The organism is Roseovarius albus (assembly GCF_900172335.1).
GTDB lineage: Bacteria > Pseudomonadota > Alphaproteobacteria > Rhodobacterales > Rhodobacteraceae > Roseovarius > Roseovarius albus.
In genome coordinates this window covers 325,236-345,317 of sequence record NZ_FWFX01000003.1, presented here as the reverse complement: position 1 = coordinate 345,317, position 20,082 = coordinate 325,236, and the positions used below count along the sequence as shown (strand labels likewise).

At 55.7% G+C, this 20,082-nt stretch carries 23 protein-coding genes; 14 read left to right on the top strand and 9 right to left on the bottom strand.

Annotated elements, in window-relative coordinates; genetic code table 11:
• Position 1 precedes the first annotated feature (1 nt).
• Together ROA7450_RS07040 and ROA7450_RS07035 are read right to left on the bottom strand one after the other, a co-directional pair.
• The gene (locus tag ROA7450_RS07040; RefSeq protein WP_085804976.1) at positions 2–979 is read right to left on the bottom strand and encodes a sodium-dependent bicarbonate transport family permease; all 978 of its coding nucleotides are present in this window, start codon (positions 977–979) and stop codon (positions 2–4) included.
• A gap of 80 nt (positions 980–1,059) precedes the next feature.
• The gene (locus tag ROA7450_RS07035) at positions 1,060–1,707 is read right to left on the bottom strand and encodes a carbonic anhydrase (protein ID WP_085804975.1); all 648 of its coding nucleotides are present in this window, start codon (positions 1,705–1,707) and stop codon (positions 1,060–1,062) included.
• A 144-nt stretch (positions 1,708–1,851) separates the two neighbouring features.
• Between ROA7450_RS07035 and ROA7450_RS07030 the strand changes: the two genes are divergently transcribed.
• The 4 genes from ROA7450_RS07030 (at position 1,852) to speB (ending at position 5,515) form a co-directional block, all read left to right on the top strand.
• Positions 1,852–2,232 carry a hypothetical protein gene (locus ROA7450_RS07030; RefSeq protein ID WP_085804974.1) on the top strand — a complete coding sequence of 127 codons (381 nt, stop codon included), beginning with the start codon at positions 1,852–1,854 and terminating at the stop codon, positions 2,230–2,232.
• 69 nt (positions 2,233–2,301) lie between these two features.
• The gene (locus tag ROA7450_RS07025; RefSeq protein ID WP_085804973.1) at positions 2,302–3,681 is read left to right on the top strand and encodes a leucyl aminopeptidase family protein; all 1,380 of its coding nucleotides are present in this window, start codon (positions 2,302–2,304) and stop codon (positions 3,679–3,681) included.
• Positions 3,678–4,562, top strand: coding sequence for a C40 family peptidase (locus tag ROA7450_RS07020; protein ID WP_085804972.1), 885 nt, complete (start codon positions 3,678–3,680; stop codon positions 4,560–4,562). Before ROA7450_RS07025 ends, ROA7450_RS07020 begins: the two co-directional genes overlap by 4 nt.
• The gene (speB, locus tag ROA7450_RS07015; RefSeq protein WP_085804971.1) at positions 4,559–5,515 is read left to right on the top strand and encodes an agmatinase; all 957 of its coding nucleotides are present in this window, start codon (positions 4,559–4,561) and stop codon (positions 5,513–5,515) included. The genes ROA7450_RS07020 and speB overlap by 4 nt, the downstream gene beginning before the upstream one ends.
• A 25-nt stretch (positions 5,516–5,540) precedes the next feature.
• Here the strand turns inward: speB and ROA7450_RS07010 are convergent, their stop codons facing one another.
• Positions 5,541–6,242: a DUF1194 domain-containing protein gene (locus ROA7450_RS07010; RefSeq protein WP_159454013.1), complete on the bottom strand. Its 702-nt coding sequence runs from the start codon at positions 6,240–6,242 to the stop codon at positions 5,541–5,543.
• Positions 6,243–6,268: 26 nt separating this feature from the next.
• A complete protein-coding gene (locus ROA7450_RS07005; RefSeq protein ID WP_085804969.1) occupies positions 6,269–6,613 on the bottom strand; it encodes a DUF2794 domain-containing protein in 345 nt (114 codons plus the stop codon).
• Positions 6,614–6,721: 108 nt separating this feature from the next.
• Between ROA7450_RS07005 and ROA7450_RS07000 the strand changes: the two genes are divergently transcribed.
• Positions 6,722–7,192, top strand: a complete 471-nt coding sequence (locus ROA7450_RS07000; RefSeq protein WP_159454012.1) for a c-type cytochrome — start codon at positions 6,722–6,724, stop codon at positions 7,190–7,192.
• On the opposite strand, the gene ROA7450_RS06995 is transcribed toward ROA7450_RS07000, so the two are convergent.
• A complete protein-coding gene (locus ROA7450_RS06995; RefSeq protein ID WP_085804967.1) occupies positions 7,193–7,474 on the bottom strand; it encodes an I78 family peptidase inhibitor in 282 nt (93 codons plus the stop codon).
• Between the two features lie 156 nt (positions 7,475–7,630).
• Between ROA7450_RS06995 and ROA7450_RS06990 the strand changes: the two genes are divergently transcribed.
• A complete protein-coding gene (locus ROA7450_RS06990) occupies positions 7,631–8,743 on the top strand; it encodes an S-(hydroxymethyl)glutathione dehydrogenase/class III alcohol dehydrogenase (protein ID WP_085804966.1) in 1,113 nt (370 codons plus the stop codon).
• A gap of 46 nt (positions 8,744–8,789) precedes the next feature.
• Here the strand turns inward: ROA7450_RS06990 and ROA7450_RS06985 are convergent, their stop codons facing one another.
• Entirely contained in the window at positions 8,790–9,185 is a 396-nt protein-coding gene (locus ROA7450_RS06985; RefSeq protein ID WP_085804965.1) for a hypothetical protein, read from the bottom strand.
• A gap of 235 nt (positions 9,186–9,420) precedes the next feature.
• Here ROA7450_RS06985 and yghU point away from each other — a divergent pair, with 235 nt between their 5' ends.
• Positions 9,421–10,296: a glutathione-dependent disulfide-bond oxidoreductase gene (gene yghU, locus ROA7450_RS06980; protein WP_085804964.1), complete on the top strand. Its 876-nt coding sequence runs from the start codon at positions 9,421–9,423 to the stop codon at positions 10,294–10,296.
• A 35-nt stretch (positions 10,297–10,331) separates the two neighbouring features.
• Here yghU and pdxR read toward each other — a convergent pair whose 3' ends face one another.
• Positions 10,332–11,723, bottom strand: a complete 1,392-nt coding sequence (gene pdxR, locus ROA7450_RS06975; protein WP_085805059.1) for a MocR-like pyridoxine biosynthesis transcription factor PdxR — start codon at positions 11,721–11,723, stop codon at positions 10,332–10,334.
• A gap of 120 nt (positions 11,724–11,843) precedes the next feature.
• Here pdxR and ROA7450_RS06970 point away from each other — a divergent pair, with 120 nt between their 5' ends.
• From ROA7450_RS06970 to ROA7450_RS06950, 5 genes are all read left to right on the top strand, one after another.
• Positions 11,844–12,581 carry a GNAT family N-acetyltransferase gene (locus ROA7450_RS06970; protein WP_085805058.1) on the top strand — a complete coding sequence of 246 codons (738 nt, stop codon included), beginning with the start codon at positions 11,844–11,846 and terminating at the stop codon, positions 12,579–12,581.
• A gap of 4 nt (positions 12,582–12,585) precedes the next feature.
• Positions 12,586–13,773 carry an MFS transporter gene (locus ROA7450_RS06965; RefSeq protein WP_085804963.1) on the top strand — a complete coding sequence of 396 codons (1,188 nt, stop codon included), beginning with the start codon at positions 12,586–12,588 and terminating at the stop codon, positions 13,771–13,773.
• 110 nt (positions 13,774–13,883) lie between these two features.
• The gene (locus ROA7450_RS06960) at positions 13,884–14,111 is read left to right on the top strand and encodes an HP1242/YdcH family protein (RefSeq protein ID WP_085804962.1); all 228 of its coding nucleotides are present in this window, start codon (positions 13,884–13,886) and stop codon (positions 14,109–14,111) included.
• Positions 14,112–14,298: 187 nt separating this feature from the next.
• Complete coding sequence (locus ROA7450_RS06955) at positions 14,299–15,021, top strand: type 1 glutamine amidotransferase (RefSeq protein ID WP_085804961.1); 723 nt, start codon at positions 14,299–14,301, stop codon at positions 15,019–15,021.
• Between the two features lie 81 nt (positions 15,022–15,102).
• A complete protein-coding gene (locus ROA7450_RS06950) occupies positions 15,103–15,447 on the top strand; it encodes an antibiotic biosynthesis monooxygenase family protein (RefSeq protein ID WP_085804960.1) in 345 nt (114 codons plus the stop codon).
• A gap of 27 nt (positions 15,448–15,474) precedes the next feature.
• On the opposite strand, the gene ROA7450_RS06945 is transcribed toward ROA7450_RS06950, so the two are convergent.
• Both ROA7450_RS06945 and ROA7450_RS06940 read right to left on the bottom strand, forming a co-directional pair.
• Positions 15,475–16,116, bottom strand: coding sequence for a class I SAM-dependent DNA methyltransferase (locus ROA7450_RS06945; protein ID WP_085804959.1), 642 nt, complete (start codon positions 16,114–16,116; stop codon positions 15,475–15,477).
• A gap of 100 nt (positions 16,117–16,216) precedes the next feature.
• Entirely contained in the window at positions 16,217–17,089 is an 873-nt protein-coding gene (locus tag ROA7450_RS06940) for a LysR substrate-binding domain-containing protein (protein ID WP_085804958.1), read from the bottom strand.
• 106 nt (positions 17,090–17,195) lie between these two features.
• Here ROA7450_RS06940 and ROA7450_RS06935 point away from each other — a divergent pair, with 106 nt between their 5' ends.
• Both ROA7450_RS06935 and ROA7450_RS06930 read left to right on the top strand, forming a co-directional pair.
• Entirely contained in the window at positions 17,196–18,746 is a 1,551-nt protein-coding gene (locus tag ROA7450_RS06935; RefSeq protein ID WP_306372425.1) for a trimethylamine methyltransferase family protein, read from the top strand.
• Between the two features lie 12 nt (positions 18,747–18,758).
• The gene (locus ROA7450_RS06930) at positions 18,759–19,850 is read left to right on the top strand and encodes an aminomethyl transferase family protein (protein WP_085804957.1); all 1,092 of its coding nucleotides are present in this window, start codon (positions 18,759–18,761) and stop codon (positions 19,848–19,850) included.
• Positions 19,851–20,082 lie beyond the last annotated feature (232 nt).

The window sequence follows — 20,082 nt, the reverse complement described above, 5'->3', positions numbered from 1 at the left end:
ATCAGCCTCCTGTGATCATCTGCGCGATAGCAATATAGAACGGAATGCCCAAAGTCAGGTTAAAAGGAAATGTAACACCCAACGACAGCGTTAGGTAGACCGAGGGGTTGGCCTCTGGCAAAGCCACTCGCATGGCGGCAGGTACGGCAATGTAGCTGGCTGAGGCTGACAGTACCATCAGTAGCACTGTGCCTCCGCTTGAGAGCCCTAGCAACAGGGCCGCAGCCAAGCCAAAACCGCTGCCAATTACTGGCATCAAGACCCCAAAACTGACGGCCCCTAGGCCAAGCGCTCCGCGCCCTTTTTGCATGCCGCGCCCAGCCACGAGCCCCATGTCCAACAAGAACAAGCACAACACGCCTTTGAAGGGGGCTACGATAAAGCTGTCGATTTCTGCCAGGCCTTCGGGCCCTGTTACCCAGCCAATCAGGAAGGCCCCGATCAACAAAACGATTGATCCGTTCAGCAGAATTTCCCGCCATAAGCCGGAATCCATCCGCCCATCTTTTTCGCCACGTGAGACCAACCAGAGCGCTGACAGAATCGCAGGGGCTTCCATTGCCGCGGCGACGGCGACCATGTAACCTTCTGCAGCAATCCCACTGCTTTCCAGGGCAGAGGTTGCCGCGACAAACGTCACGATAGAGATTGAACCATAATGGCCGGCGACGGCTGCTGCGTTCAGTCGGTCCATCCCGCTTAAAACGCGCAACAGGGCAAAGGCAACCAGAGGTAAAATGGCAGACAATACGATGCCGGCGGCCAATGACAACCCTAAGGTTGCATCAATCCCATGATCGGCAACACTTACACCTCCTTTAAAACCAATGGCAAACAGCAAGTAAATCGACATTCCCTTGGCGATGGCTTCGGGGATAGACAGGTCTGATCTCGCAAGAGCCGCTGCAAGCCCCAATGCAAATGACAAAACAATTGGTGAAATAAGGTTGTCCGCCGCAAGCGCGAAAATTTCAGGCATTCGATCCCCTTAAGCGAAAGCATAGATTGAATGGTATTTAGGATTTAATGTCCCCTACTCAATAGGGGTGCGGCGTTATATCAGATCTTGTTAAACCGATCCGATTCAGCTTGGTATTCTTCTAAGCCACCTCCACCGATGTCGTGCCAGACACCGTGCAGGGTTAGGTTGCCTTGTTCTACGGCTTCGGCAACGAATGGGAACGTCATCAAGTTTTCGAGGGAGACTATAACCGCCTGCTTTTCAAGAGCGTCTCGTTGTTCTTCTTCGGATTTTAAATGCTGAACGCGCTCGTATCCTGGGCGTAAGATATCCATCCAGCGACCAACAAAGCTGGATTTCTCTTCGAGCTCTGGGGCTTGACCGGAACACATGCTCAGACATCCCTGAACACCGCCGCAGCTTGAATGGCCCATCACAACCACATGCGCAACCTTGAGCGCAGTAACGGCGTACTCAATTGCTGCGGATGTGCCATGTTGATGACCGTCGGGTTGATAGGGGGGCACGAGGTTGGCGATATTGCGGTGAATGAAAAACTCGCCCTGGTCCGCCCCGAAAATCGAGGTCACATGCACGCGACTGTCGCAGCACGAAATGATCATTGCGCGAGGGTGCTGCCCTTCCGCGAGCTTACGATACCACGCTGCATTTTCGGAGTAGGTTGTCGCCTTCCAGCCATGAAAGCGTTTGACAAGATAGCCGGGCAATGGGCGTGCGTGTTTCATGGTCTCCCCCTGACTCAAATCGTGCGTTTCGCGTGTAGTTAAAGGCAAATTACATAGAATTCGAGAGATAAATGTTTTTCTTGAAACGAATTTAAAACCTGATGCTGACAAGATGGGGCTGGGTAACAGAATGTGGGTTGAAGTGTGGAACAGATTGTAAGGCTCGATCTTGGTGTGGCAGAGGCCTTTGATACACGCCAATTGGAAGAATTGTATCAGCAACTGGGGCAGGCTCGTGCCGACGATGTCATCTGCGGGGTGCTTGAGGAGCTGGCGACCTTGCTGTCCATGGTCGAGCGTTGCTATCGTGAAGGGCGTCGGCAGGATATGCGCCGACATGTGAACACGTTATCGCAACTAGCCGCACAGATTGGCTTGCCGCTTGTCGCGAGGGTCGCACGCGATGTGATCAATTGCATCGATACTGGTCATACGGTGCCGCTGGCGGCCACCTTGTCGCGGCTGGTGCGTGCAGGTGAGCATTCTCTGGTCGAGATTTGGGATTTGAAAGATATGCCCATTTGATGGCTTGCAGGCAGCGCTGGTGACGTTAGGCTCGGGGTACTGAATTTCCCGATGTGAAAGGTGCCCTCAATGTCCCTTGTTTTTGCTGCGCCCGATCCAGCGGCCATTCCGGTTCATGTGATTGAACAGGATGCGCTGGAAGATTGGTTGAAGGATCAGCCCGAGCACATTCAGGGTTGGGTGGCGGCGAATGGGTTTGCTGCTGGTCTGGGCAGCAGTTGCCTGATCCCCTCAGAAGAAGGCGGCATCGCCATGGTCCTGGCAGGCTATGGCACGGCCAAGGCGCGCAGTCGGGGGCGTTTCCATCTGGCGAGCATTGCCGCTGGTCTGCCCGAAGGGACTTATCAATTATCAGATCTGGCCGAAGATCGCCTTGAGGAAGAGGCGCTCGGCTGGCTTTTGTCTGGTTATGCCTTTGACCGCTATCGCGCACAAAAGCCGGCGGTCGCAAAGCTGGTTGCCCCCGACGACATTCAGGCACTGCGGGCAGAGGCGATCGCCGCAGGCGAGGCTTTGACCCGCGACCTCATCAATACACCTGCTTCTGATATGGGGCCTGCCGATCTGGAAGCCGCCTGCGCCGATTTGGCTTCGAACTTCGGGGCAGAAATGTCCGTCATCCGGGGCGAGGCGCTGTTGGAGCAGAACTTCCCGATGATCCACACGGTGGGTCGTGCTGCCGATCAGGCCCCGCGCCTGATCGACATGCATTGGGGCAATGAAGGCCCGACATTGACGCTGGTCGGCAAGGGTGTGTGTTTTGACACCGGCGGGCTGAATCTCAAACCCGGGTCCTCGATGGGTCTGATGAAAAAGGACATGGGCGGGGCCGCCACTGTTTTGGGTCTTGCCCATATGATCATGGCTCTGGAACTGCCCGTGCAACTGCGCGTCCTGATCCCGGCAGTGGAAAACTCTGTCAGCGCCAATGCTTACCGCCCCGGTGATATCCTCACTGCCCGCAATGGTCTGACGGTCGAGATCAACAATACCGACGCCGAGGGGCGGCTGGTGTTGGCCGATGCATTGGCGCTGGGGGCCGAGGATGAGCCCGACCTTATGATCTCCATGGCTACGTTGACTGGCGCAGCCCGGGTGGCTGTCGGCCCCGATCTGGCACCATACTATTCGGACGACTCGGCCTTTTCCGGCGCACTGGAAGAGGCGGCCACCCGCGTGGCTGATCCTGTCTGGCGCCTGCCGTTCCACGCCCCCTATGAAGCAATGATCGAACCGGGCATCGCCGACCTCGACAACGCCCCCAAGGGCGGCTTCGCCGGATCGATCACCGCCGCCCTGTTCCTGCGCCGCTTTGCCGGGGATGCGCCCTATGCACATTTTGACATCTACGGCTGGAACCCGACTCCGGCTCCGGCGCGCCCCAAAGGTGGCGTTGGTATGGGCGCGCGGGCTCTGCTGGAAGCGCTGCCAAAGATGCTGGACCTATGACCGACCGCCGTCTCACCCCGGCCAACGGTCGCGTTGCGCATTCCTCGCTTGAGGGAAAGGTCGAGGCCAAACGCTTCACCGATGGCCACCTGCGGCAGATCGGCGGCACCACGGCTGCGATCTATGATCACCATATCGATGACCCTAAATGCGCGCGGGATCGCGAGCTGATCACCGGCGATTACTTTACCGTTCTGGAATATGACGACCGTTGCGCCTTTGGTATTTCTGAAAAAGACGGCTACGTCGGCTATGTCCCACGTCATAACTTGGTCTTGCCAGACACGCCAACACACATGGTTGTGGCCCCGCGCAGCTATGCCAAGGAAACGCCGGGGCTGAAATCCACGGCACAGACTACGCAACTGTCCTTCGGTGCCAAGGTGACGGTGACCAAAGATATCGATGGTTGGTCGGAAATCATCATGTTGCGCACGGATGAGCGGCCTGAAGGTCATAAATTCTATGTGCCGACGGTTCACCTTCGGCCCCTGCCAGCAACGATGTCCGATTCCGTTGATGTGGCCCAACTTCTGATGGGCACGCCTTATCTTTGGGGCGGCAATTCCGCCTTTGGGATTGATTGCTCGGGTCTTGTGCAGATGGGCTGCCTGGCCTGCGGCATCAATTGCCCGGGCGACAGCGATATGCAGCAAGCTGATCTCGGCAGGCTACTTTCTGATGATGCCGAGTTGAAGCGCGGTGATCTGTTATTCTGGAAAGGTCATGTGGCTTGGGTTTCTGACCCAAACACGATACTGCATGCCAATGCCTATCACATGGCAGTAGCGTTTGAACCGCTCGATGAAGCCATCAAAAGAATTGCGGATCAGGGTGACGGCCCGGTGACCGCGCGCAAACGTTTGGGAGGAACGACATGAGCGACACATATTTTCACCCGGTTTCGGGCTTTGACCTGCCGCGTTTTGCCGGTGTGCCCACCTTCATGCGCCTGCCTTATGTGCCGCCGGGGCATGAACGGTTTAGTGACGTTCAGATTGGTCTGATTGGCGTGCCGTGGGATTCGGGCACCACCAACCGCCCTGGCCCCCGCCATGGGCCCCGTCAACTGCGGGATGCCTCGACCATGATGCGCGCGCAACACCAGTTTAACGGCACGCGCCCATTTGAGGCGGCCAATTGTGCTGACCTTGGCGATGTTGGTCCGAACCCCGCCGATATCATGGACAGCATGGACCGGATCACCACGTTTTATAACGAGGCTTTGGCGGCGGGCATTATGCCCCTCACGGCGGGAGGTGATCACCTGACATCACTGCCGGTGCTGCGCGCTGTGGCCAAAAACGGCCCTGTCGGCATGGTGCATTTCGACAGCCACACCGACCTGATGCATTCCTATTTCGGCGGCACTATGTACACCCATGGCACCCCGTTCCGCCGCGCGGTCGAAGAGGGACTGCTGGATCCCAAACGCGTGGTGCAGATTGGTATTCGTGGCACGATGTATGACGAGGAAGATCGCGATTTCGCCAAGGCCAACGGCATCCGCCTGATCCTGATCGAAGAATTCCACGCCCGCGGCGTCGAAGATGTGATGGCCGAGGCACGTGAGATCGTCGGCGATAAAGAGACCTATGTCAGCTACGACATCGACTTTGTTGACCCGACCTTTGCCCCAGGCACCGGCACGCCTGAAATCGGTGGTCCGAATTCGTTCCAGGCGGTGCAGGTTGTGCGCGAATTGGCGGGGCTGAACATCGTTGGCGCGGATATGGTCGAGGTCTCACCACCGTTTGACCAATCCGGCGGTACGGCCTTCCTTGGCGTGTCGATCATGTTCGAGCTGCTCTGTGTGATGTCTGCGCAGATGTGAGCAAAGAGCATTGCAGAGTTGGTTGTTACTCGATTGATGACAACTCAATCGTCAATTCTCGCTCCAACTTGCGCTGCATTGCCTCGGCAAAATCGCCGTGGCGGGTGATGGACAGGACAAAACTGTCCTTCCCGCCGACCACGTTGGTCAGATAGTAGGCGTCGAGTTCCGGGTCACCATCCTTGATCACCAATCCGTTGATGGTGACCCCGCTGGCCGCAATCTCGTTACGGGCAAATACGGGGGAGGGGCCAGAGTTGCTGCGCGAGTCCCCGGAAATGTCGATTTTGCGCAGATCGCCGTAAAACTGGTTCTCTTCGATTTGTTTGGCCGAAAACCGCAGCGCCGCGCTGATCGAAGTGCCACGCGCCGTGCCACTGCGCTCCGCCACCTCAACCCGTTGGGCAAAACGCGCGACTGACGCCAGATCACAGAGGCGATGCCAGTCGACCGCCAGCTTGTTTAAACCGCCCACGCTCCAATGCACCAATCCCATCGCAACCCCGCCGGGTTGGTCCTCAATCAATTTAATGATCTGAGGGCTACGCAACGCATCCGCGATACCACGCATCTGTAGCTGATATTCCGCAGTACTTATGCTGATCGAGGTATCAACGGCCAAAACCAGTTCGGTCGAGACATAGGGGGAGGAGTTGCAAGCGGCATATGCACTGCCTGAGGCAAACCCAAGGCCATAGCACAGAAATGCCAGACATCTCCGAAACACTGCTCGTGTCTCCAAACTCGGGCCGGTTATTCCACCGCCCGGATCAATTTACGTTCCAACACCCGCAATACCGTGCGCAGGTCCGATCCGCGTTTCAACACCTGACCATCTATACCCACGACCGCATATTGCCCTTGCCGCCCGCGCAGCTTGGGACGTTTTTCGATGCGGTAAAGTGGGTTTTCGGCCGTGCGCCTGAAGACGGAAAACACCGCCATGTCGCGTAGGCAGGATATGCCATAGTCACGCCATTCCCCAGCGGCAACCATGCGGCCATAAAGCGATAGAATGACGGAAAGTTCGGTCCTGTGAAACGCGACCTGCTCTTGCCCCATGTGGGGGGTAAACGGGCTTATCGATTGATAGCTCATACCTCAGCTTTGCCGTTTCCCCCTGTTAAATCAAGAAAATTCGAAAGTGCTTCATCCAGATCGCGCAAGAGTGTTGCATCGGGCATGAGTGTAAGGAATGCTTGGAGCATGATGAATTCAATTGTTCGCAAATTCACTTCAAACCCTTTTCAGATTTCAATGATTTGCCTTGCGTTGGGGGCGTCATTTGCGCTTGCACATTCAGAGATCGAGAATCCCACTGTCCTTAAGCGTGTTCACGCGATGGAGGATATGGAAGAAGCGCGTTTGACTTTGTCAGAAATGGCGCAGGGGTTGCGTGGGTTTGATGCGCTTTCTGCAGAACGTGCGCGCGCTCGTCTTATTCAGCAAAGCGCAGACCTGCCCAAATTGTTCAAATCCCCACAGATGGATCCGAAAACAACAGCTTTGCAGGTGATTTGGGGCAATTGGCGCGATTTCAAGGTCAAATCGAACAAAATGAAAAAGGCATCAAAAGGTTTGAATGTATCTTCTGTTGCGTCTCTCAGAACGGGGTTGCCCGCTCTGGAAAACGCATGCCAGGCTTGTCATCGTGCCTATCGCCAAGCGGGGCAATGATCAGCCGCAGGTCAATTTGCTTATGATGCCAGATTTTCCGACGTGTACGTTCAGACGTTTTGGATTGTAATCCTGCGTCACGATCGCATCTGGATGCAAAATCCTGACCTCACCGTCGATTTCGTCGAAATCAAAGCTCTCTCGCGGCTCCCCTTCGAGATAGCGCAACGCATAGGCCCCGCATTCTGTCTCGTCCTGAGGCAAGTTTAGATCCGTGTCTGCGGAGTCATCAGTCGGCCCGCAAGCTGTCAGGGCCAAGAGGGCAGCGGCAGCAATTCTCATCTGACAGTCTCCTTTAAATCCATGTGTGACTTAAGAAATTCCTAATCAGACTAAGAAATTTCCGATGAAAGGCAAGCCACTTGGGCTACTTATTTTGTTGAATTAGGCGGCCCATTGGATAAAAGTCGCCTAGACTATTATTGGAGGAATAGCATCATGCGTACCACCGCTGCTGTCGCCCTAGAGGCGGGCAAACCACTTGAAATTATGGAAGTGAACCTTGAAGGACCAAAAGCTGGTGAGGTTTTGGTTGAGATCAAGGCGACCGGCCTGTGTCACACGGATGAGTTTACCCGTTCGGGTGATGACCCCGAGGGGATTTTCCCTGCGATCCTTGGTCATGAGGGCGCGGGCGTTGTGATCGAAGTCGGCGAAGGTGTGACCTCTTTGGAAGTCGGCGATCACGTGATCCCACTTTATACGCCGGAATGTCGCGAATGCGATTACTGTTTGAATCCAAAAACCAACCTGTGCCAGTCGATCCGTTCGACCCAAGGCGCGGGTCTGTTGCCAGATGGATCAACGCGGTTTTCGATGTTGGATGGAACACCAATCCACCACTATATGGGCTGTTCAACGTTTGCCAACCACACGGTGGTGCCAGAAATCGCGCTCGCCAAAGTCCGCAAAGATGCGCCGTTTGATAAGATTTGTTACATCGGTTGCGGCGTCACCACAGGTATCGGCGCAGTGATCAACACGGCCAAAGTTGAAATTGGTTCAACCGGTATTGTGTTCGGTCTTGGTGGTATCGGCCTGAACGTGATTCAGGGCTTGCGGCTTGCTGGCGCGGATCAAATCGTTGGTGTTGATCTGAATGACGACAAAGAAGCAATGGGTCGCCACTTTGGCATGACCGATTTTGTGAACCCGACTAAAATTGACGGTGATATTGTTGCGCATTTGGTCGAACTGACCGGCGGTGGCGGCGACTATACGTTTGATGCCACAGGCAATGTGAACGTTATGCGTCAGGCGTTGGAATCCGCGCACAAAGGCTGGGGTGAAAGCATCATCATTGGTGTGGCTGGCGCAGGTCAGGAAATTGCCACGCGCCCATTCCAATTGGTCACTGGCCGCAGTTGGCGCGGCACTGCCTTTGGCGGCGCATCGGGACGCACCGATGTGCCAAAAATCGTTGATTGGTACATGGACGGCAAGATTGAGATCGATCCGATGATCACCCACAAATTGTCGTTGGATGAGATTAACCATGGCTTCGATCTGATGCACGAAGGTAAATCAATCCGCGCTGTTGTCGAATTCTGATCAATTATCAGGTGCGCGTACTGTTGCGCGCACCTGAATGCCTTGATCAATAGGCATAGGCGGGTTTGAAATATTTACCGCGATGGCTGCGGTAGCCCTTTTTGTAGTAACCGTGCTTTTTATAAGAGCGATAGCCATACCCCTTTTTGTATGACTTGTGGCCGTAGTGTTTCTTATAGCGCTTATGGCCGTATTTTTTCTTGTGATGTTTCTTTTTGTAATGGTGGCCACCGTAGGTTTTGTACCCGGCCTTGTGTAGGGTAACCCCATCATACTCGTGGTCATTATTTGATTTCGCAATCGCTGAACCGATGATCGCCAGTGTCGCGATCCCGGCTATAACCTTAGCAGTATCATTATCTGCTCGAGCGGGTGCGGCAGCAAATCCGCTGGTGGCAATCGACAAGCCTAAAATGGCGGCAATGAAGTGGTGTCGTTTCATGATCAATCCTCCTTCGCGGTTGCGCTCATGAATATCGTCTTCCTCTGATTTGGGGCGTCAAGTTCAGATGCCAAGCTATTCTGACGCTCTTGTGTTGATCGTGTCATTGGGCGTTATCTGCGATGAGCCAAATCTTCCTTGGCGATGCACAGACCAATGTGCAGCCTTGCACCTTGCATCCGCGCGCCAGATGGCTACCTCTTGTGCAACCCGAGCGAACCCGAGGATTACTCTTATGAGCAACGACACCTATACGCCCCCCGCCGTCTGGACATGGGAACAGGAAAACGGTGGTACCTTTGCCTCCACAAACCGACCCATTGCTGGGGCTACCCATGACAAGGAACTGCCAGTCGGCAAGCATCCGTTCCAGCTTTATTCCATGGGCACCCCGAATGGCGTCAAGGTCACCGTGATGTTCGAGGAGCTTCTCGACGCAGGTCATGACGCTGAATATGACGCCTGGCTGATCCGCATCGGTGACGGTGATCAGTTCGGCAGTGGCTTTGTCGATGTAAATCCCAATTCGAAAATCCCGGCGCTGGTGGATCACACCGGTGATGCTCCGCTGAATGTGTTCGAATCTGGGTCAATCCTGATGCATTTGGCCGAAAAATTCGACGCCTTCCTGCCAAAGTCAGGACCCGAACGCACAGCCGCACTGAACTGGCTGTTCTGGCAAAAGGGCAGCGCGCCCTATCTGGGCGGTGGCTTTGGTCACTTCTACGCCTATGCGCCGGAAAAATGGGAATATCCGATTGACCGTTTTGCCATGGAAACCAAGCGTCAGCTGGATGTCCTTGACCGGCAATTGGCTCAAAACCCCTATGTTGCAGGCGACGATTACACCATCGCCGACATTGCGATCTGGCCTTGGTACGGCAATCTGGTGCTGGGCCGCCAATATAATGCGGGCGAGTTCCTGAGCGTCCATGAGTACGAAAACGTTGTCGCATGGGCCGAAAAAATCGATGCCCGCCCGGCTGTACAGCGTGGCCGCATGGTAAATCGCACCATGGGGGATCTGAGCGAGCAATTGCATGAACGCCATGATGCCTCGGACTTTGATCTGAGGACGCAGGACAAGATCGGCGAAAAAGCCGCTGAATAAGATGCTTCTAACCCGTTCGGCACTGACCGGGCGGGTTAACCCATGGCCTTGCGTAGCAAGTGCAACCCCTTTGCCATTTCCGCTTCACTGTATCCGCAAAATCCCAGAAGCAGCCCGTTCATCTGGACATCGCCAGCGGCGTAGGACGACAAAGGTGAGGTGGAAAGACCCAGAGCCTCGGCCCGCGCCGACACGTCTGTATCTTTCAGGTGTCTGACCAGATGAAGTACCACCTGCATTCCGGCATGATGATCGGCAAAATGGCCGCAATCTGCAAACTCCTCTGACAATCGCTCCAGCAGATCCTTGCGCCGCTCGCCATAGATCCGTCGGACCCGCCGCAGATGACGGTAGAACTCTCCGCTTTTGATGAAATCTGCCAGCGCGGGCTGAGGCATGGAGCTGGCCCGCTGACCTTGTCGCCGAACTGTTTCATGGAAATGGTCCAGTATTCCCTCGGGCACAATCAGGTATCCCAACCGAAGCGCATTCGAAAAAATCTTGGAAAAGCTGCCAATATAGATTGTCCGATTCAGCTGGTCAAACCCTGCCATCGCGGGAATGGGGCGCCCGGAATAACGAAACTCACTGTCGTAATCATCCTCGATCACCCAACTGTCGTGCGCCTCGGCCCAGCGGATGAACTCCAGCCGACGATTGGGCGACATCGCGCCCCCCAACGGATATTGGTGTGACGGCGTCAATGCCACCAGACTCGGCGCTCCTCGCGGTAACACCGCGCCATTTTCATCCAACTCCATAAATTCGGGCCGCAGCTGCATCCCCTCAACAAAACGGCGCAGCGGCAGGTACCCTGGGTTTTCCAAACCAATCCCATCGCCTGGCTGTGTCAACGTTCGCAGGCAGATCTCGAGCGCGTCCATTGACCCTGTGGTCACGATGATCTGCTCTGGGCTTGCTTCAATGCCCCGCCATTCGGCGACATGCATTGCAATCGCCTGCCGCAGCTCCAATTGCCCCATCGGATCGCTCCCATCCAGCATGGATTGCGGATTGGCCCGGCACAGCCGCGCCACTGTCTTGGCCCACTGCCGATGCGGAAACAGCCGCATATCTGGTTGCCCCGCGCGGAAGATCCCGGTTGACGTGGTTTCAGGCTGGGTAGGCTTCGTGTACTCTTCTGGCTTGGCGCGCATCAATTCCACTTCACCTGTCGCGCACAGGGTATAACCCGATCCCTGCAAACTGTTTAAATAGCCCTCGGCCACCAACTGTTCATAAGCTGTCACTACGGTTGACCGTGACACCCCCAGATCGGTGGCAAAGCTACGGGTCGGGGGCACGCGATCACCTTCCTTCAATTCTCCAGCGTGAGCCGCCGCACGAATGTCCACACAGATCTGCTCAAACACCGGCACCGCGCTTTTGCGATCAATCCTGAACCCAAGCCAAGAGGTTTGTTTCATATTGGTATGCTCTTTTTGTGCATTATTGGCCATTAAAGCCCGTCCAAATTTGTGCGACACATAATCAGAAGTCAATTCCCATCCTGTCTGCGGTAGGGTGGGCAAAAAAGGATGCCTGAAATGTCGGAGCGTTTGAACGAACACGGCCAACCCATCGGATTTGAAATGCCCGATTGGACCGGCGCGCAGCATCCTGGTCATGTCCCGATGGACGGCGTTTATTGCCGGATCGAACCGCTCGAACCCGGCAAGCACACCGCCGATCTGTTCGCAGCCTACAGTACTGACAAGACCGGCGCGCTCTGGACCTACAACTATATCGGCCCGTTCACGCAGGAGGATGATCTGCGCGCTTGGATCGAAGGCGCCAGTGGTGTCGATGATCAGCCGTATTTCGCGATTATCGATCTGGAAACCGATCGGGCGGTTGGCATCGCCAGCTACATGCGCATTCAACAAGCTGCTGGCGTGATCGAGGTGGGCGGCATCACCTATTCGCCGCTGCTGCAACGCCACCGCGCAGCAACCGAAGCGATGTACTTGATGATGTCGCGCGTGTTCAACGAGTTGGGTTATCGCCGATACGAATGGAAATGCGATTCCCTCAATGCACCCTCCTGCCGCGCGGCAGAGCGCATGGGCTTTTCGCATGACGGTATCTTTCGTCAGGCAGCATTTTACAAAGGTCGTAACCGTGACACCGCGTGGTTCTCTATGCTCGATCAAGATTGGCCGCCGGTCGAACGCGCATTTGAGCGTTGGCTGTCAGCCGAAAACTTCGACGCCCAAGGCCTGCAACGCCAGAAACTCAATGACCTGATCGCGCAAGAGCGCGCCGAACTTACAGACGCGGGATAATCTTATGTCACGCCCCATCCTCTTTACGCTCTTCTATCTCGCCGTTTTCCTGCAGGCGGGCGCTTACGGCTTGACCTTCATGCTGCCGCGCCTGTTTGACGCCTTCGGTGCCAATGAAAAGGTGGTTGGCGTGATGCTTTTCGTCACCACCATCTCAACACTGATTGCCGTTTATTATTCCGGCCACTTGGCCGACCGTTTTGGCCGCTTGCGCACCCTCGGCGGGGCCTGCTTTGCCATTGCCGTTGCGCTGGCGTTCTACGGCATGGCGCAAGGCGTCGGCGTCTTGCTGATCTCTGCCAGCATCCTTTTGGGGGCGGGCTGGGGCCTGACTTATGCCCTGCCACCTGTCGTTCTGACACGGCTGATCTCGGCTCAGGACCGCGTGCGTTACTTCGCCATTCTCAGCGTTGCGGTGATGACCGGCTTTGGCCTGTCGCCAGTGCTGGCTTCAATACTCGAGGATGCAGGCCTGACCATCGCAGACGCTTTCTATATCACGGCTGCACTTTGCGCCTTGGCGGGCCTTATCTTCTTCACGCTCACCACCCCGATCCGCCAACTCAGTGCGGCCAAAGGTCCCGAGGCCAGATCAAATCTCTCCCTTTCAGCCATCGCTAACATCATGCGGTCTCCCGCGCGTCTGCCGGTGATTATGGTCTGCCTTGGGGCTAGTGTCTTCGCCGGGATGAACAACTTTCAGACAGTTTTTGCCGATGAACGCGGGCTGGCTTACGCCGATTACTTCCTGACCTATACCATCACCGTGGTCTTGTTTCGTGTGGCATTGGCGCGGTTCAAAGGCGGGCGCAATCCCTACGGTACCATCGCCGCCCTGCAATACATCATGTGCGGCTCGGTTGTTTTGTTCCTGTTTAGCGGTGCGAATGTCCCGCTTTATCTTCTGGTCGCCTTCCTCTTTGGCATTGGCTACGGGGTGTCGTATCCGATCCTGGCTGCGATGGCGGCCAACGATGCGAATGAAGACCTTCTGCCACAGACCCTGCAGTTCTTTGCGCTGACATATTTCATCGGCATCTTCGGTTTCCCTCTGATCGCAGGTTGGTTAATTGTCGAAGCCGGCTCTGCCACGCTCCTCATCGTATCGGCTGTATTGGCGGGGATCGAGGCGACCATGGCTTTTAATCGCAGCGTAGGAAAACGGCCTTCTTTGGCCGATTTGCGCCAATAGGAAAATACTATCAAGAAATCTAATACTGTCACTTTATTTCGCGCATTGCCGCCCCCAATTCAAGTGTACCGGCGCATAAGCTGTCCAACAATTCAACAGAGGAGACCTCGATGAAAAACCGGAAAGTATCTGCAAGATCCTTGTTCAATCGGATCACTACATTGCGAAACCGCCACATTTTGATCAATTCCAGAATTGATAAAGAGAACCTGCGACCCGTTCCCGATAGCAACCTGCTCAAGCAACTCAAGCAAGAGAGGCTGGGTTTAAAGGATGCGATCCGAACAACCAAGGTGACACTCTCGCGCATTGGTATGCGTCCTCCGCATGCGGTTTGAGATATCAGCCAGCTAAATTCATATAAAGTCAGGCCAATTCTAGAATGGCCGCCGGGGCGAAACCTGAAGTTTAGGTTGCGCCCCAAGCCTTATTTAAAGGTGGACCAATGCAAGAGTACAGATATCGGCTAGTATTGTTCTCGCGGTATGTGCTCTACCCAATATTTGCACCGGATCGGAGTAATCAATGAAATTTCTCGTCTTCCAGCATGTCTCCTGTGAACACCCCGGCTCCTTACGAGCTTTGATGACGCGTGCAGGCATCGCATGGGATGCGGTTGAACTGGATGAAGGTGAACCCATTCCCGACCTTGCGGATTATGACGCCCTCTGGGTTATGGGCGGGCCAATGGATGTCTGGGATGTCGAGGAGCACCCGTGGCTAATCACGGAAAAAGCCGCCATTCGTCATTGGGTGCAAGATCTGCAAAAACCCTTCCTCGGCCTGTGTCTGGGGCATCAGCTTTTGGCTGATGCCCTAGGTGGCACCTGTGGCCCGCAACGCCCAGCCGAAATTGGCGTAAAAGAAGTCACGCTTACCCCCGAAGGCCGTGCTGATCCGCTGATGCAGGGTCTTCCTGATCGCCAGACCTGCCTGCAATGGCACGGTGTCCGTGTGGCACAGGCGCCCGAAGGGGCGACCGTTCTGGCGCGCTCTGAAAACACCAGCGTCGAGGCCATTCGTGTTGGTCAAAATGCATGGTCAATGCAATACCATGTCGAAGTTGAGCCCGACACCGTCGACAACTGGGCCACCATCCCGGCCTATCGCGATGCCCTGATTGAAACGATGGGAGAAGGGGGGCTGGATTTGATGCGAGCGCAGGCGGAGAAGGCCATGCCGGACTTTCTGAACACGGCAGAGCGGCTGTTCATCAACTTCCTTGCTGAGATCAGAAAAACAAACTGACCTGATTGTGACCTCCGCCACCTTGCGTTTCACCAACCTGGCATGCATCCATCAATTCCAACCAGCCAGAAAGGGTGCCATATGATCGCAGTCATTTTCGAGGTCGAAATCACCTCTGGCCAGAAAGACAACTATCTTGATGTCGCGGCCGGTCTGAAACCGCTGCTGGAACAGATCGACGGGTTTATCTCGGTTGAACGCTTCCAAAGCCTGACCGACCCCGACAAGCTCCTGTCACTGTCGTTTTGGCGTGACGAGCAAGCCGTGCAAAACTGGCGCAACCTGACGGCCCATCGTTCCGGGCAGGAACGCGGTCGCACCGGGATCTTCAGCAACTACCGCTTACGCGTTTCTTCCGTCATTCGCGATTACGGCATGTTCGAACGTGATCAGGCCCCAAATGACAGTCAAGGACATCACGGCTAACGTTTGGAAAGCCCCGCAATAGTGTTTTCAGCGGACGTCAATCACCCAGATTTCGCAATAGAAGTCTGGCTCGGTCGTTGGGAGCATCTGAAATGGTTCACCACGGCTTTTAACGGAAAGCTTTCCCTGTGCTTCAAGCTCTGACAGGATATCCGCATATCCAAAATCGACCCACGCATCTGGCACAACGGCAAAGATGATTTTCCCCTTGGGTCGAACGATCCGCGCAAATTCACGCAAGCTGGCACAGGGCATCTGTGTCGTGGTTCCACAGGTTATGACACAGTCGATTGATCCCGTCTCAAATTGAGTAGGACGGCTCAGGTCGCATTGGTGGACGTCTTCGTAAACCTGTTTTTTTCGTGCAATGTCCAGCATCCCTTCGGAGTAATCGACAGCAATCAGCCTTTGAAAACCGGCTTCTTTCAGCGTCTGCCCAACAAGGCCGGTGCCCGCGCCCGCATCCAGAATGAGCGCTTCCTTACTTAACACTATTTCGGCAACCTTGGTGGCTTCCCATGGCACGAGATAGTCGTCATAGGATCCGACATCACTGTCGTAATCCTGCGCCCAAAGATCATAGCGCCGCCGCATTTCCTCATTCGTTTCTGCACGTATGACCCAATCCACACGACCGGCCTTGGTGTCGGGTAATTCGTTTTCGCTCATGAATTTATTCCCGTTATGCGCGTGACGCCCGGTCGAAACGGAGCGATCATTAGCCTATCCCAACTGGAACAAAGGAGCAAATATGGCAGTTATTGGTTGTTTAATTGCGTTCTAATATCCATTCCACAAATGCGGTAACGCTGCGCTTTTTCCGCCGCTGCGGCGGAATGGCCAGAAAATACCCGTACTGAGCCAATTCCACGTCTGACAGGCGAACCAATTTTCCATTTTCCACCTCTTGCGCAACCAGATCGTCGTTCAAGGCAATGCCCTGTCCATCAATCACCGCCTGCACCCGCACATTCGGATCAGGCACAATGAGTGCGTCCTGACGCCCCTGACGTTCCAGCCCTGCGACGTCCAGCCAATCTGACCAGGCATTGCTGTCATCATGATCGCGTAACAGAGTCAGATGCGGCATCGCTTCAGACCACCCCAAACGCACGATCTGCGCCGCCGTGTCCCTATTACCAACAGGCCAAGCGGGGCAGGGCATGAAAGGGAGGATTTCAACATCATCCCACGCGCCATCCCCCCAGCGGATCGCTAGATCAACCCCTTGGGCTTGCAGGTCAAACAGGCGCGTCATCGGTTGAATGCGCAGCTGAATCTCGGGATGCGCCTGCATGAAATCCATCAGACGTGGTGACAGCCAGCGCGAGGCGAAATACGTAGACACACCCACCGTCAGCATCTGCATCTCGGCACCACGATAGATCTCCAGCGCAGTTTCGATGCCTTCGTAATGCGCTTTGCAGCTCTGGAGCACAGACTGCCCTTCGGACGTCAGTGCCACGCCGCGGGGTTGGCGCTGAAACAACGCCACGCCCAGATCCTCCTCCAGCGTTTTCACCTGATAACTGACCGCCCCTTTGGTCATGTTCAGCGCCGCGGCGGCATCCGAAAAACTGAAATGCCGTGCGATCTCGATAAACAGCCGCAGTGTATCATGATGTCGAAATAGTTTTGCCATGTCTTAACGTATAAAAACATTGAACGATAAGTACAGGTAAACTCACTTGTTACGCGCCAATATAGCGATATTTTCCTTTTTATATACCGATCAGGAAGAGTAAGGGTTGGAAATATTGTACGAAGACACGTCTGGAAAATGTACAAGGCCTGCTCGTCGTGGCCGTTTCGCCCGACAATCCGCGGCACCTGTGAATAAACAAACCAATCGGCGCAAGATTCCGGCTTACGCCCTGCTGGACGAAACTGCCCTACAGGCAATCGAACAGCAGGCCGATTGGATTCTCGACAAGATCGGCGTCGAGTTTCGCGGCGATCAGATAGCGCTTGACCTGATTGCCGCTGCTGGTGCACGTGTCGCGGAGCAACGCGTAACGTTTGAACCCGGACTTGTGCGTAAGCTATGCAGCACAGCTCCATTTGAATTCCAGCTTCACGCCCGAGATCCGGCAAATACCGTCACCCTTGGCGGCGACCATGTCGTGCTGATGCCCGGCTATGGGTCGCCATTCGTCACGGACCTGCGCCAAGGTCGCCGCTATGCCACGCTCAATGATTTCCAGAACTTCGTGAAGCTGACCTACCAGTCGCCTTGGCTACACCATTCTGGGGGCACGGTCTGTGAACCCACTGATGTGCCCGTCAATAAACGTCATCTTGATATGGTGCTGGCGCATTTGACGCTCTCAACCAAGCCCTTCATGGGCGGTGTCACGTCGCCTGAGCGGGCCGAGGACAGCATCGCCATGGCTCGGCTGGTCTTTGGCGCAGAGTTCATGGAGCAAAACGCGGTGATGCAGGGCAATATCAACGTCAACTCTCCGTTGGTCTATGACGATACGATGTCCGGCGCGCTCAGGGTCTATGCCGCAGCCAACCAATGCGTCTGTGTCTCGCCGGCAATCTTTGCGGGCGCCATGGGGCCGCTGTCCCCAGCCGCCGTTGCCGCGCAAACTCTGGCCGAGGCGATGGTCGGAATCGCATTGGCCCAGCTAGTCCGCCCCGGCTGCCCGGTGGTCATGGGCAGTTTTCATTCCACCATGAACCTCAAAAGCGGCGCGCTGACCTTTGGCTCACCCGAGGCCAACCTTGCCACCATGGCGCTATCGCAACTCGGTCACCGCCTTGGTGTGCCGGTTCGTTCGGGGGGCGGCCAAATCACCGCCTCTAACGCGCCAGACGGGCAGGCGATGCAGGACAGCACCGGCGCGATGTGGTCAACACTCCTGTCTGGCGCACATCAGGTCTGGCATGCGGCGGGCTGGCTCGAAGGCGGGCTGGTGATGTCCTATGAAAAATTCATCATGGATCTCGACCATTGCGGCGCGATGCTCACCATGTTGCAAGGGTTCGAAACCGATGCCGAGGCGTTCGGACAGGACGCCTATTTCGAGACTGGACCGGGGAAAAACTTCCTCTCAACCCAGAACACCATGCGCCACTACGCCACCGCTAACTTTCAGCCCGACATCCCCGAAGGTGGGCCTTTTGAAACCTGGGCCGAAAACGGAGGCCCCACCTCGGCCCACCGGGCAACGCCGCGCTGGCAACAGATGCTGGCGGATTACACCCCACCGACGATGGACCCGTCCACGCTGCAAGCCCTCACCGATTTTGTTTCCGACCGAAAGGCCTTGATGCCTGATGAATGGTACTAGAAAGGACCGTATATGACCCAAGAACTCAGCCGCACCTCAGCCCTTGCCTCCCGTCACCGCGCGCTTGGATCGGGGCTCGAAGACTGGAACGGCATGGGCACCGCCTGGAGCTACAACACCGACCCCAACGACGAACATGATGCCGTGCGCGAGCGGGTCGGCATGTTTGATATGTCCCCGCTGAAAAAGGTCTTTGTCCGCGGTCCCGACGCCGCTGCCACACTCGATCACCTGACCACCCGCGATATGTCCAAAATCGCGCCGGGGTCTTCGGCCTACCTCTGTGTGCTGACCGAACAGGGCGGGATTGCCGACGATGCTATCGTGTCGAACAACGGCAATGACGAATGGATGATCGTGCACGGTTCTGGTGACACCATGGCCTTGCTCGAGGCCTCAGCCGAGGGCCGCAATGTCGACATTACGTTTGCCGACGATCTGCATGATCTCTCGGTCCAAGGTCCCGATGCGCTCGCCACCCTCAATGCGGCCACGGACATTGACCTTGCTGAACTAGGCTATTTCCAACACGCCCCTGCCACGCTCTTTGGCCATCCCTGCCGCATCTCACGCACCGGCTATTCCGGTGAACGCGGGTACGAGGTGTTTGCCGACGGCACGGTCATCACCGACATCTGGGATCAGCTCGTCGCTAAAGGCGTCATGCCCTGTTCCTTCACTGCGCTCGATAAGGTGCGGATCGAGGCGGGACTGCTGTTCTATGGCTACGACATGACCGATGCCAACACCCCGTGGGAGGTTGGCCTTGGCTTCACCATCAGCAAGGACAAGGGCGATTTTCGCGGTAAATCCGCGCTCGCGGCCGCCCAGGGGAAAGAAGCGCTGAACAACGTGTGCCTCGACATCGCCCACCCTGACATGGTCGCAGGCGGCGAAACTTTGTCGCTAGATGGGGCCGAGGTCGGTGTGATCAACAGCCCCTGCTATTCGCACCGGATGGGCAAGTCCCTTGCGCTGGCCCACATCCAACCCTGCCACAATGCTGGCACTGTCTTGCAGGTCAGCGGTGATGGGATCGAGACCACCGCCACCGTGGTCGACAGCCCGATCTATGACCCAAGCAAGTCCCGCACACACGCCTGAATTTGTCTTGGAGCGTCTCAATTCGACGCTCCAATTAGTGCAAAACTGTAAAGACCCGAAAATATTTTTATGGGGATTTTCTGTGCGATTGCTGCTGCCGTACAGCGTAAAAGTGTCATTTTAATTTTATATTATAAAACAACTATTTGGCCTAAGAATCGGCAGGTCTGAACAGTCTGCTCTTCCGGCGCGCGCAAGCACGGTTATCCCAATCCGACTTCAGCTGATCTTC

Coding starts and splice junctions, on each gene's coding strand:
- ROA7450_RS07040 (WP_085804976.1), bottom strand. CDS start 979: ATGCCTGAAATTTTCGCGCTTGCGGCGGACAACCTTATTTCACCAATT.
- ROA7450_RS07035 (WP_085804975.1), bottom strand. CDS start 1,707: ATGAAACACGCACGCCCATTGCCCGGCTATCTTGTCAAACGCTTTCAT.
- ROA7450_RS07025 (WP_085804973.1), top strand. CDS start 2,302: ATGTCCCTTGTTTTTGCTGCGCCCGATCCAGCGGCCATTCCGGTTCAT.
- ROA7450_RS07020 (WP_085804972.1), top strand. CDS start 3,678: ATGACCGACCGCCGTCTCACCCCGGCCAACGGTCGCGTTGCGCATTCC.
- speB (WP_085804971.1), top strand. CDS start 4,559: ATGAGCGACACATATTTTCACCCGGTTTCGGGCTTTGACCTGCCGCGT.
- ROA7450_RS07005 (WP_085804969.1), bottom strand. CDS start 6,613: ATGAGCTATCAATCGATAAGCCCGTTTACCCCCCACATGGGGCAAGAG.
- ROA7450_RS07000 (WP_159454012.1), top strand. CDS start 6,722: ATGATGAATTCAATTGTTCGCAAATTCACTTCAAACCCTTTTCAGATT.
- ROA7450_RS06995 (WP_085804967.1), bottom strand. CDS start 7,474: ATGAGAATTGCTGCCGCTGCCCTCTTGGCCCTGACAGCTTGCGGGCCG.
- ROA7450_RS06990 (WP_085804966.1), top strand. CDS start 7,631: ATGCGTACCACCGCTGCTGTCGCCCTAGAGGCGGGCAAACCACTTGAA.
- ROA7450_RS06985 (WP_085804965.1), bottom strand. CDS start 9,185: ATGAAACGACACCACTTCATTGCCGCCATTTTAGGCTTGTCGATTGCC.
- yghU (WP_085804964.1), top strand. CDS start 9,421: ATGAGCAACGACACCTATACGCCCCCCGCCGTCTGGACATGGGAACAG.
- pdxR (WP_085805059.1), bottom strand. CDS start 11,723: ATGAAACAAACCTCTTGGCTTGGGTTCAGGATTGATCGCAAAAGCGCG.
- ROA7450_RS06970 (WP_085805058.1), top strand. CDS start 11,844: ATGTCGGAGCGTTTGAACGAACACGGCCAACCCATCGGATTTGAAATG.
- ROA7450_RS06965 (WP_085804963.1), top strand. CDS start 12,586: ATGTCACGCCCCATCCTCTTTACGCTCTTCTATCTCGCCGTTTTCCTG.
- ROA7450_RS06960 (WP_085804962.1), top strand. CDS start 13,884: ATGAAAAACCGGAAAGTATCTGCAAGATCCTTGTTCAATCGGATCACT.
- ROA7450_RS06955 (WP_085804961.1), top strand. CDS start 14,299: ATGAAATTTCTCGTCTTCCAGCATGTCTCCTGTGAACACCCCGGCTCC.
- ROA7450_RS06950 (WP_085804960.1), top strand. CDS start 15,103: ATGATCGCAGTCATTTTCGAGGTCGAAATCACCTCTGGCCAGAAAGAC.
- ROA7450_RS06945 (WP_085804959.1), bottom strand. CDS start 16,116: ATGAGCGAAAACGAATTACCCGACACCAAGGCCGGTCGTGTGGATTGG.
- ROA7450_RS06940 (WP_085804958.1), bottom strand. CDS start 17,089: ATGGCAAAACTATTTCGACATCATGATACACTGCGGCTGTTTATCGAG.
- ROA7450_RS06930 (WP_085804957.1), top strand. CDS start 18,759: ATGACCCAAGAACTCAGCCGCACCTCAGCCCTTGCCTCCCGTCACCGC.